Origin of the sequence: Pseudomonas xanthosomatis, from assembly GCF_019139835.1 — a bacterium.
GTDB lineage: Bacteria > Pseudomonadota > Gammaproteobacteria > Pseudomonadales > Pseudomonadaceae > Aquipseudomonas > Aquipseudomonas fakonensis.
The window spans coordinates 943,821-955,687 of record NZ_CP077075.1; the positions used below are offsets into that span (position 1 = coordinate 943,821).

Annotated in this window: 7 protein-coding genes; 5 read left to right on the forward strand and 2 right to left on the reverse strand. The window is 67.3% G+C overall.

Annotated features, from left to right (window positions below):
- Positions 1 to 20: 20 nt before the first annotated feature.
- From KSS93_RS04170 to trhA, 3 genes are all read left to right on the forward strand, one after another.
- On the forward strand, positions 21 to 5,288 hold the full coding sequence (locus tag KSS93_RS04170; protein WP_217888679.1) for an Hpt domain-containing protein: 5,268 nt from the start codon (positions 21 to 23) through the stop codon (positions 5,286 to 5,288).
- On the forward strand, positions 5,281 to 5,754 hold the full coding sequence (locus KSS93_RS04175) for a chemotaxis protein CheW (protein WP_217887271.1): 474 nt from the start codon (positions 5,281 to 5,283) through the stop codon (positions 5,752 to 5,754). Before KSS93_RS04170 ends, KSS93_RS04175 begins: the two co-directional genes overlap by 8 nt.
- 240 nt (positions 5,755 to 5,994) lie before the next feature.
- The gene (gene trhA, locus KSS93_RS04180) at positions 5,995 to 6,612 is read left to right on the forward strand and encodes a PAQR family membrane homeostasis protein TrhA (RefSeq protein ID WP_217840661.1); all 618 of its coding nucleotides are present in this window, start codon (positions 5,995 to 5,997) and stop codon (positions 6,610 to 6,612) included.
- On the opposite strand, the gene KSS93_RS04185 is transcribed toward trhA, so the two are convergent.
- Together KSS93_RS04185 and KSS93_RS04190 are read right to left on the reverse strand one after the other, a co-directional pair.
- A complete protein-coding gene (locus KSS93_RS04185; protein WP_217840660.1) occupies positions 6,609 to 7,328 on the reverse strand; it encodes a 16S rRNA (uracil(1498)-N(3))-methyltransferase in 720 nt (239 codons plus the stop codon). The two genes, trhA and KSS93_RS04185, sit on opposite strands and share 4 nt — an antisense overlap.
- A gap of 160 nt (positions 7,329 to 7,488) precedes the next feature.
- Positions 7,489 to 8,895 carry an adenosylmethionine--8-amino-7-oxononanoate transaminase gene (locus tag KSS93_RS04190; protein ID WP_217887272.1) on the reverse strand — a complete coding sequence of 469 codons (1,407 nt, stop codon included), beginning with the start codon at positions 8,893 to 8,895 and terminating at the stop codon, positions 7,489 to 7,491.
- 350 nt (positions 8,896 to 9,245) lie between these two features.
- On the opposite strand from KSS93_RS04190, the gene KSS93_RS04195 reads away from it, so the two are divergent.
- Positions 9,246 to 11,090 (forward strand): flavin monoamine oxidase family protein, encoded by a 1,845-nt coding sequence (locus KSS93_RS04195; protein ID WP_217887273.1) that lies wholly within the window; start codon positions 9,246 to 9,248, stop codon positions 11,088 to 11,090.
- 223 nt (positions 11,091 to 11,313) lie between these two features.
- Entirely contained in the window at positions 11,314 to 11,865 is a 552-nt protein-coding gene (locus KSS93_RS04200) for a cytochrome b (protein ID WP_217887274.1), read from the forward strand.
- The last annotated feature ends 2 nt before the right edge of the window (positions 11,866 to 11,867 follow it).

Consider the following 11,867-nt stretch of genomic DNA (forward strand, 5'->3'; position numbering starts at 1 on the left):
GCCAGCCCAGCATCACCGGCATGCGCCACGACACCGTGGCCCTGGCCTGGGCCAAGGCGCCCATGCTCGACTGCCTGGGCCAGGCGCGCCAGGCCCTGGAGCGCTTTGCCGGGGAAACCGGCGACCTGTCGCTGCTGGCGTTCGTGGTGGACAACCTGCACCAGGTGCACGGTTGCCTGCGCATGCTCGAGCTGCCCGGGGCCATGCGCCTGGCCGAAGAGCTGGAGCTGCTGGGCCAAGCCATGGCCGACGGCCAGGTAGCGCCCCGCGGCGACTGCCTGGGTGCGCTGTTCCGCGGCCTCGAGCAGCTGCCGCCGTACCTTGACCGGCTGCGCGGTGCGCGCCATGACCTGCCGCTGGTGGTGCTGCCGCTGCTCAACCAGCTGCGCGCCTGCCGCGGCGCCGAGCCACTGGCCCAAGGCAGCCTGCTCGGTGAGCTCGGCCAGCGCCTGGCGGGTGCGGCCGACCTTGCCGACCTCGACCTGTCGCTGGGCAACTGGCGCGAGCACATGCAGGCCGGCCCCGGGCGCGATGCGCTGCGCTCGGTGGTGATGGCGCTGTGCGACGACCTGATGCGCATCAAGGAACGCCTGGACCCGTTCGTCGCTGGCGAGCACACCCCGCGCGAGCCATTGGAGGCCCTGCTGGCGCCGTTGCGGCATGTGGCCGACACCCTGGCGGTGCTGGGTTTCCAGCAGCCGCGACGGGTAATCATCGACCAGGTGCTGGCGTTGCAGGCACTGGTGGAGCAGGGCGATGCGGTGGATGAAGCGGTGCTGATGGATGTGGCCGGGGCGCTGCTGTACGTCGAGGCGACCCTCAACGGCATGGTCGGCCCGCTGGAAGAGACCGAACCCGGCAGCCTGCCCGGAGCCGACCTGGCCGATACCCGCCAACTGGTGCTCAACGAATCGCTGAACGTGCTGCAGCAGGCCAAGGACCTGATTGGCGACTGCCTGGAGTCGGACTGGTCGCGCCAGCGCTTGCAAGCCCTGCCCGGGCTGCTGCAACAGGTGCGCGGGGCCTTGGCGATGCTGATGCTGCCGGCCGCCGCCGAGGTGTTCGCCGGCGCCGCCGGCTACGTGCAGGGCTGGCTGGGGCACCTGGAAGAAGAGCCGCTGCCCGATGAGCTGGCGCACCTGGCCGACGCCCTGTGCGCCATCGAAGCCTACCTGCAATGGCGCCTGGCCGACCCCTTGGCCGACGCGCAAGCGTTCATCGACATGGCCCATGCCGGCCTGTCGGCCCTTGGCGTGCATTGCCGGCACCCGGAAACCGCAGCCATCGCCGGCTTGGCGGTGGACGGCATCGACGACGAGCTGCGCGAGGTCTTCCTTGAAGAGGCCGGCGAGCTGCTGCCGGAGATCGAGCGCCACTGGCTGCGCTGGCGCGCCGACAACAGCTTGCGTGATGCCCTGGTGGAGGTGCGCCGGGCCTTGCATACCCTCAAGGGCAGCGGGCGCATGGTGCATGCACAGGCTGTGGCCGAACTGGCCTGGGGCGCCGAACACCTGCTCAACCGTGTGCTCGAAGGGCGCATCGTGCTCAGCGCCGAAGGGCTGGTGGCCTTGCAGCAGGTGTTCGTGCGCCTGCCCGACCTGCTGGCCGACTTCGCCGCCGGCCTGGTGCCGGCCACGGCAGAAATCGAGCAACTGGCGGGCCACCTGCATGCCCTGGCGCTCAACGATGCCGCGCCTGCCGCCAGCATCGACGGGCTCGACCCGAACCTGCTGGAGATCTTCCGCAACGAAGCCCAAGGCCACCTGGCTGCGCTCGAAGCTTGGCTGCAGGCTGCCGACCCCCGGGGCGCGCCGGTCAGCGACGGCCTGCAGCGTGCCCTGCATACCCTCAAGGGCAGCGCGGCGATGGCCGGGGTGATGCCGGTGGCTGAGCTGGCCACCGCCCTCGACCGCCTGGTGCGTGAATACAAAGGCCATGAGCAGCCGCTGCTGCTGGTGGAAATCGAACTGCTGGAAGCGGCCCGGGCCTTGTTCCACCTGGGGCTGGCGCAACTTGACAGCACACCGCTGGCGCCGATCCCGGACGCTGCCGAGCTGATCGAACAGGTCGGCCAGACCGTCGATGCGCGCCTTGCGCAGCAGCAGGCCGATTCGCCGCAGCCGCGGCGCAACCGGCGTGACCCGCAGCTGATTGCCAGCTTCCTTGGCCAGGCAATGGACACCCTGCTCGACGCCGACAACCTGCTCGCTCACTGGCAGCAGCAGCCGGCCGCCCGCCAGGGGCTGGAAACCCTGCTCGACGACATGACCAGCCTCGGCCATGCCGCGCACCAGGCCGAGCTGTGGCAGGTGGATGAAATCTGCGAGGGCCTGCTGGACCTGTACGGTGCGGTGGAGGAGGGCAGCCTGCCGGCGAACGAGCGCCTCTTCGCCGTTGCCCGCGACGCCCATGAAACCCTGTTCGACCTGCTCGACGAAATTGCCGCAGGCCAAGACCTGAGCGCCCGGCCCGAATGCCTGGCAGCGCTGCGCGGGGTGCTCGACGACGCGCTGGCCCCGGACGCGCTCGGGGTGGTCGGCGCCCAGGGGGTGCAAGCCTTGGCCAGCCCCGGCCCGTTGCCGGCCCAGGCGGTGGTCGAGCTGTTCCTCGATGAGGCCGCCGATATTCTTGAAAGCGCAGCCGACGCCTTGCGCCAGTGGCAGCAGGAGCCCGACAGCGTCTCGGCGCTGTCAGCGTTGCAGCACGATGTGCAGACGCTCAAAGGCGGCGCTCAAATGGCCGCCATCGGTGCGGTTGAGGTGCTGGCCCAGGAGCTGGCGCTGCTTTACGAAGGCTTGGTAGACCGCCGCCTGGGCGCCAGCGAGGCGCTGTTCGCGCTGCTGTGGCACAGCCATGCAGCCTTGGCCGACATGCTGCAAAGCCTGCGTGACGGCCAGGCACCAGTGTCGGCGGTGGCGCTGCTGGGTGAGCTGCGCGAGTTCCGTCACAGCGCACCGCCGCCGGCTGCGGTAGCTGTTCCGGAAGACTTGGAAGAGGCAGCAGGCGACAAGGAGCTGCTGGAAGTCTTCCTCGAAGAAAGCTCGGACATCGTCGAGAGCGCCGCCGAGTCCCTGGCTCGCTGGCAGGCCGACCCGCGCAGCACGGTGGAGGTAGAGAACCTGCTGCGCGACCTGCACACCCTCAAGGGCGGTGCGCGCATGGTCGAGATCACCGCCATCGGCGACCTGGCCCACGAGCTGGAGTTTCTCTACGAGCTGCTGGCCGCCGGGCGCCTGCCGCCGACGCCGGCGCTGTTCAGCCTGCTGCAGAACTGCCACGACCGCCTGGCGCACATGCTCGATGCGGTGCGCATGGGCCAGCAACTGCACGCCGCCACCGCGCTGATCGACTACATTCGCAACTTCTCCAGCGCCGCCCTCACCGACAGCGCTGCCGGCCAGGCAGCGGTCGAGCCGGTACCGCTGGAAGTGCCTGCCACCGCACCTGAGCGGGCGGGGGACATGGTCAAGGTGGATGCCGAGCTGCTCGACGACCTGGGCAACCTGGCCGGCGAGCACGCGGTGATTCGCGGGCGTATCGAGCAGCAGGTCAACGACGCGCAGTTTGCCCTGAACGAGATGGAAACCACCTTGGAGCGCATGCGCGACCAGTTGCTGCGCCTGGATATCGAAACCCAGGGGCGTATCTCCAGCCGCCAGCAGTTCGAAGGCGACGCCTACGACGATTTCGACCCGCTGGAGATGGACCGCCACTCACAGCTGCAGCAGCTGTCGCGGGCGCTGTTCGAGTCGGCCTCCGACCTGCTCGATCTGCGTGAAACACTGCTGCAGCGCTCCCAGGAAACCCACGGCCTGCTGCAGCAGCAGGCGCGGGTCAACAGCCAGTTGCAAGAAGGCCTGACCGCTACCCTGATGGTGCCGTTCGAGCGCCTGGTGCCGCGCCTGCAACGTGTGGTGCGCCAGGTGGCCAGCGAGCTGGGCAAGCAGGTCGAACTGGTGGTTGGCAACGCCGAGGGCGAGTTGGACCGCAGTGTGCTGGAGCGCATGGTGGCGCCGCTTGAGCACATGCTGCGCAACGCCGTCGACCACGGCCTGGAGTCGCGCGAGGCGCGCCTGGCTGCCGGCAAGCCGGAGCTGGGCACCATTGCCCTGAACCTGTTGCACGAAGGCGCCGACATCGTCATCGAAATGAGCGACGACGGTGCCGGCGTGCCGCTGGAGGCGGTGCGCAAAAAGGCCATCAAGCGCGGCCTGCTCGACCCGCAGGCGCAGTTGAGCGACCACGAGATCCTGCAGTTCATCTTGCGCCCAGGGTTTTCCACGGCCGAGAAGATCACCCAGATTTCCGGGCGTGGCCTGGGCATGGACGTGGTGCATGAAGAGGTCAAGCAGCTCGGCGGCTCGATGAGCATCGAGTCCAGCCCCGGGCGCGGCGCGCGCTTCTTGATTCGCCTGCCGTTCACCGTGTCGGTGAACCGGGCGCTGATGGTGCACCTGGGCGATGAGCAATACGCGATTCCGCTGAACACCATCGAAGGCATCGTGCGGGTGCCGCCGGCGGAGCTGAAGGCCTGCTATCGCCTCGACCCGCCACGCTACACCTACGCCGGGCACGACTATGCGTTGCGCTACCTGGGCGAGCTGGTTCAGGGCTGCGGCCAGCCGGCCCTGCTGGGGCAGAGCGTGCCTCTGCCAGTGCTGCTGACCCACTCCCACGAGCAGTCGTTCGCCATCCAGGTCGACAGCCTGTCGCCCAGCCGCGAGATCGTGGTCAAGAGCCTGGGGCCGCAGTTCGCCGCCGTGCCGGGGCTGTCCGGCGCGACCTTGCTCGGCGATGGCCGGGTGGTGCTGATTCTCGACCTGCTCGGCCAGTTGCGCGGCCAGCAGCGGCGCCTGGCACGCCTGCCGGGTGGCGGCGATGGCCAGCGCGCGCTGATCGGCCCGGTGCCGCGCCGGCCGTTGCTGGTGATGGTGGTGGACGACTCGGTGACGGTGCGCAAGGTCACCAGCCGCCTGCTCGAGCGCCACGGCATCAGCGTACTGACCGCCAAGGACGGGGTCGACGCCATGGCCTTGCTCGAGGAGCACCGCCCCGACGTGTTGTTGCTGGACATCGAGATGCCGCGCATGGACGGCTTCGAGGTGGCCACGCGCATCCGCCGCGACGAGCGCCTGAAGGCGCTGCCGATCATCATGATCACCTCACGTACCGGGCAGAAGCACCGCGAGCGGGCCATGGCCATCGGCGTCAACGAATACCTGGGCAAGCCGTATCAGGAATCGGTCCTGCTGCAGAGCATCGCCCACTGGAGTCAGCAGCATGCTTGAACATATGGCCGGCCAGCGCAGCAGCCTGACCGGGCTGCTGCTGCCCCTGGGCGACCGCACTCTGGTACTGCCCAACGTGGCGGTGGCCGAACTGATCGGCCAGCGCAGCGTGGCCTGTGAAGAGGGCGAGGTGGACTGGCACATGGGCTGGGTGGACTGGCGCCAGCAGCGCCTGCCGCTGATCGGTTTCGAGGCCGCCTGCGGCGGGCACACGCCTTGCGGCGAGCGGGCGCGGGTGGTGGTGCTCAATGCTCTGGGCGATACCGGGCTGCGCTACCTGGCGTTGCTGCTGCAGGGCATTCCGCGCTCGTGCAAGCTGGACAGCCAGCTCAATTATGTGGATGTGCCGCTGGCCACCCTGGAAATGGCGGCGGTGCAGGTGGGCGAGCAGGTGGCGCGGGTGCCGGACCTGGCCGGGCTGGAGCGGCTGGTACGTGACGCGCAATTGCAACCTTGGCCGGGTTAGGCTCAAGGGCGCGCGGTCTCTGTAGGAGCCACTGTCTTGCTCAATTTCTAAAAGCTGGTGCGATCCCTGTGGGAGCGGGCTTGCCCGCGAAGCAGTCGGCGCGGTGGCTGGCACCGGCTACGCCGGTGTTCGCGGGCAAGCCCGCTCCCACAGGGCCGCGCCAGCTCTTGGCCATTGAGCAAGACAGCTGTTCCTACCGGGGCGGGGGAACCTGATTACTGTCGGGAGGTCTGTGTTTGCATGTACTACGGTGAACGCTTCAACGCCTGGACCCACCTGGTGGGCGCGGTACTGGCCTGTATCGGCGCGGTCTGGCTGATCGTCGTGGCGGGCTTGCAGGGTGACCCCTGGAAGATCGTCAGCTTCTCCATCTACGGCTTCACCCTGCTGTTGCTCTACAGCATCTCGACCCTTTACCACAGCACCCGCGGCCGGGCGAAACGGGTCATGCGCAAGCTTGACCACCTGTCGATCTACCTGCTGATTGCCGGCAGCTACACGCCGTTCTGCCTGGTCAGCCTGCGCGGGCCCTGGGGCTGGAGCCTGTTCGGGGTGGTCTGGGGGCTGGCGCTGATCGGCATGCTGCAGGAGATCAAGCCGCGCTCGGAGGCGCGCATTCTGTCGATCATCATCTACGCGGTGATGGGCTGGATCGTGCTGGTGGCGGTCAAGCCGCTGCTGCACAGCCTGGGCGGCGCAGGGTTTGCCTGGCTGGCGGCCGGTGGTGCGTTCTACACCATCGGCATCATCTTCTTCGCGCTCGACAGCCGCTTGCGCCACGCCCACGGCATCTGGCACCTGTTCGTGATCGTCGGCAGCCTGATGCACTTCGTCGCGGTGTACTTCTACGTGCGTTAAAAGTCGCCCCACAACTGCTGCGCCACCGACAACGCCACCACCGGCGCGGTCTCGGTGCGCAGCACCCGTGGGCCCAGGCGTGCGGCGTGGTAGCCGGCAGCTTTGGCCTGCTCCACTTCGGCGTCGCTCAGGCCGCCTTCGGGGCCGATCAGGAAGGCCAGGCGCGCGGGCTTTTCGTGGCTGGTCAGCGGCTCGGCCACCGGGTGCAGCACAAGCTTCAGGTCGGCCTCGGTGCTTTTGAGCCATTCGGCCAGGGTGACCGGCGGGTGGATGACCGGCAGGGTGGAGCGGCCGCACTGCTCACAGGCGCTGATCGCCACCTGGCGCCAATGGGCCAGGCGCTTGTCGGCGCGCTCGTCTTTCAGGCGCACCTCGCAGCGTTCGCTGACGATCGGGGTGATTTGGTTGGCGCCCAGTTCGGTGGCCTTTTGAATGGCCCAGTCCATGCGCTCGCCGCGCGACAGGCCCTGGCCCAGGTGCACGTGCAAGGGCGAATCGGCCTGGCCGGGCAGGGCCTGGTCGAGCTGCACGCGCACGCTTTTCTTGCCCACCTCGAGCAACTGGCCGAGGTATTCCTGGCCGCTGCCGTCGAACAGCTGCACGGCATCGCCTGCGGCCATGCGCAGCACGCGGCCGATGTAGTGGGCCTGGGCTTCGGGGAGCTCGTGCTCGCCGACAGAAAGGGGGGCGTCGATGAAGAAGCGGGACAGTCTCATGGTTTTGCTCGGAATGTGGGTAGACATCGACCCTGTAGGAGCGGCCTTTGTGCCGCGAAAGGGCCGCAACGCGGCCCCAGCTAGCTGAAGGCCTGGGGCCGCTTCGCGACCCTTTCGCGGCACAAGGCCGCTCCTACAGGGGACTGGCGAATTTGCGGGCTTAGCCCGGGTCGCGGAAGTCGGGGTGGAAGTTGGCCGGCACCGCCACGCTGACGCTTTCGCGGGTGGCGATGTCGATGCCTTCGCTGGCCACTTCGGCGAGGAAGTCGATCTGCTCGGGGGTGATCACGTACGGCGGCAGGAAGTACACCACGCTGCCCAGCGGGCGCAGCAGGGCGCCGCGGGTCAGGGCGTGCTCGAACACCTTCAGGCCACGGCGCTCCTGCCACGGGTAGGCAGTTTTGCTGGTTTTGTCCTTGACCATCTCGATGGCCAGGGCCATGCCGGTCTGGCGGATTTCGGCAACATGGGCGTGGTCGGCCAGGTGCGCGGTGGCGCTGGCCATGCGCGTGGCCAGGGCCTTGTTGGCTTCGATCACGTTGTCCTGCTCGAAGATATCCAGGGTCGCCAGGGCTGCGGCGCAGGCCAGCGGGTTGCCGGTGTAGCTGTGCGAGTGGAGGAAGGCGCGCAGGGTCGGGTAGTCGTCGTAGAACGCCTGGTACACCTTGTCGGTGGTCAGGCAGGCGGCCAGCGGCAGGTAGCCACCGGTCAGCGCCTTGGACAAACACAGGAAGTCCGGGCGGATGCCGGCCTGTTCGCAGGCGAACATCGTGCCGGTGCGGCCGAAGCCCACGGCGATCTCGTCGTGGATCAGATGCACGTCGTAGCGGTCGCAGGCCTCGCGCAGCAGCTTGAGGTACACCGGGTGGTACATGCGCATGCCGCCGGCACCCTGGATCAGCGGCTCGATGATCACTGCCGAGATCGTCTGGTGGTGCTCGGCCAGGGTCTGCTCCATGGCGGCGAACATGTTGCGCGAGTGCTCTTCCCAACCCATGCCTTCGGGGCGGTGGTAGCAGTCGGGGCTGGGCACCTTGATGGTGTCCAGCAGCAGGGCTTTGTAGGTTTCGGTGAACAGCGGCACGTCGCCTACCGACATCGCGGCGATGGTCTCGCCGTGGTAGCTGTTGGTCAGGGTGACGAAGCGCTTTTTCTGTGGTTTGCCGGTGTTGTGCCAGTAGTGGAAGCTCATCTTCAGCGCCACTTCGATGCACGACGAGCCGTTGTCGGCGTAGAACACCCGGTCAAGGCCCGCCGGGGTCATGGCCACCAGGCGCTCGGACAGCTCGATCACCGGCTGGTGGCTGAAGCCTGCGAGGATCACGTGCTCCAGCTGGTCGACCTGGTCCTTGATGCGCTGGTTGATGCGCGGGTTGGCATGGCCGAACACGTTGACCCACCAGGAGCTGACCGCGTCGAGATAACGCTTGCCTTCGAAGTCCTCGAGCCACACGCCTTCGCCGCGGCGGATCGGGATCAGCGGCAGCTGCTCGTGGTCTTTCATCTGGGTGCAGGGGTGCCACAGGACCTTGAGGTCGCGTTGCATCCACTGATCGTTGAGGCCCATGGGCACTTCTCCTGGCGCTACGGCTTGGTTTGACCGCGTAAGCCTAAGCAATGCCGGGGGGCAGGACAACCGCTGCTGTCAGTACGCCGAGCTGGCGGCCAGAAACTGCGGGGTGATGTGTTGAAGCATTCCTGACAGGTCATGGCAAGGCCTCTTTGCGGGCGCTCTGGGGGCAGGCGCGCGCATGGCCTGTGGCCGTACATCCGGCTACTGAAAAAAATGCCAGTTGCCAAGGGCACTTGTTGTCGCTGAGCTGGCGGGCCAGGTGGGGCTGACGTATTCTTAGCGCACTTTTTCCGGGGCGTTCCTCCCCCCTTTTCATCTGCCTTTTTGAACCGGAGTTTGCCGATATGGCTGCTGCTTGGGTGCGCCTGTGCGCGTTGGTATTGATTGGTGTGTCCAGCGCTGCGGCGCAGGCCGTGGACAAGACGCCGACGGCGATCGTCGTCGGTGGCGGCCTGGCGGGCCTGACCGCGGCCTATGAGCTGCAGGGCAAGGGCTGGCAGGTGACCCTGCTGGAGGCCAAACCGGGTATCGGCGGGCGTTCGGGCCTGGCCACCAGCGAGTGGATCGGCAACGGCAAGACCCAGCCTGTGCTGAACCAGTATCTGGAGCGCTTCAAGCTCGGCACCCTGCCGGCGCCTGAGTTCGTGCGCACCCCGGGCTACCTGATCGACGGCGAATACTTCAGCGCCGCCGACCTGACCACCAAGCAGCCGGCCACCGCCGAGGCGCTCAAGCGCTACGAGAAGACCCTCGACGACCTGGCCCGCTCCATCGAAGACCCGCTCAACCCTGCGGCCAACAGCACCCTGTTCGCCCTTGACCAGATGAACGTGTCCACCTGGCTGGACAAACTGCAACTGCCGGCCACCGCCCGCCAGCTGGTGAACCAGCAGATCCGCAGCCGTTACGACGAGCCGTCGCGTCTGTCGCTGTTGTACTTCGCCCAGCAGAGCCGGGTGTACCGCAATGTCAGCGACCGGGACCTGCGCGCCGCGCGCCTGCCGGGCGGCAGCCCGGTGCTGGCCCAGGCGTTCGTCAAGCAGCTCAAGACCATCAGGACCAACTCACCGGTGACTGCCATCGTGCAGGACAAGGACGGCGTAACGGTCAAGGTCGGTGCCGTCGGCTACCAGGCGGACTACCTGGTAATGGCCGTGCCGCTGCGGGCGCTGGCCAGGATCCAGATCACCCCAGGCCTGGACAACCAGCACCTGGCGGCGCTCAAGGGCACCAACTACGGCTGGCGCGACCAGCTGATGCTGAAGTTCAAGAACCCGGTGTGGGAGAGCCGCGCGCGCATGTCGGGCGAGATCTTCAGCAACACCGGCCTGGGCATGCTGTGGATCGAGCCGGCCCTCAAGGGTGGCGCCAACGTGGTGATCAACCTGTCCGGCGACAACGCCCGCCTGTTGCAGGCGTTTGGTGACAAACAGATGGTCGACCAGGTGCTGATCCGCCTGCACGCCTTCTACCCGCAGGCCCGTGGCGCCTTCACCGGCTACGAGGTGCGCCGCTACAGCACCGACGCCGGTACCGGCGGTGCCTACCTGGCCTACGGCCCAGGCCAGATCAGCAAGTTCTGGCGCCTTTGGGAGCGCCCGGTGCAGCGTATCGCCTTTGCCGGCGAGCACACCGACGCGCTGTACCCGGGCACCCTGGAAGGCGCCCTGCGCAGTGGCCAGCGCGCCGCCAGCCAAGTGCAGGATCTGGCCGCCGGCAAGTCGTTCGACCCGGCCAAGGCCGCTGCCGTGGCTGGCGCCGCTGCAGCGGGCGCGGCAGGTGCCGCAGCCGCCAAGGACAAGGGCGGGTTCTTCTCCAACCTGTTCGGCGGCTCGTCCGACAAGGCGCCGGCCAAGGCCGAAGCGCCGAAGCAGGACAAACCCGGCTTCTTCTCGCGCCTGTTCGGGGGCGGTGACAAGGAGGTCAAGGCTGCACCAGAAGCCAAGGTTGAGCCGGTAGCGCCGGCCGCAGCTCCAGCCCCGGCCCCGGCTGCACCAGCTGCCGTGGCCCAGGAAGAGCCAGCCAAGCCAGCACCTGCCAAGGCTGCCCCGGCCAAGCCGGCCGCACACAAGCCGGCTGCAAAGCCTGCGCACAAACCTGCCGCCAAGGCCGCGCCGGCGAAGAAGGCCGCCGCCAAGGGTGAGCCTGCGAAGAAACCAGCGGCCAACAGCCAGGCCAAGGCCAACTGACACGGCCCTGTCGCTCCTACGAGACCCTGTAGGAGCCGGCTTGCCGGCGATGCTTTTCAAGCCCTGACATACTTTCTCAATACGTCTATCGTTAATGTTTCCTTAATAGGATGCGCACACACTAAACATCGGATTTCTCGATGATCCGAAGCAATTTTTTCCGCTTTTCTTCGATACATTACGCGTTAGTCTGTGCACAGCTTTCACGGGGAAATACGCCAACATGCAACTGCGCAATTCATCTTCACGCTATGGCGTTGTCAGCATCGTCCTGCACTGGGGCGTGGCGCTGGCGGTTTTCGGGTTGTTCGGCCTGGGCCTGTGGATGGTTGGCCTGGATTACTACAGCCCATGGCGCAAGTCCGGCCCCGACCTGCACAAGAGCATCGGCCTGGTGTTGCTGGCGGTGATGGTGCTGCGGGTACTCTGGCGTTTCGTCAGCCCGCCGCCACCGGCACCGGCCAACCACGGCCCGCTTACCCGGGTGGCTGCCAAGCTTGGGCACCTGGCACTGTATGCAGGTTTGTTCGCGGTCATGGCCGCGGGCTACCTGATTTCCACCGCCGACGGCGTGGGCATTCCGGTATTCGGCCTGTTCGAGGTGCCGGCGCTTGTCAGCGACCTGCCTGACCAGGCTGACACCGCCGGGGTGATCCACTTGTGGCTGGCCTGGGGCCTGGTGATCTTTGCCGTGTTGCACGGCCTGGCCGCTCTCAAGCACCATTTCATCGACCGTGACGCGACCCTCACCCGCATGCTGGGCCGCAAAGCTTGACT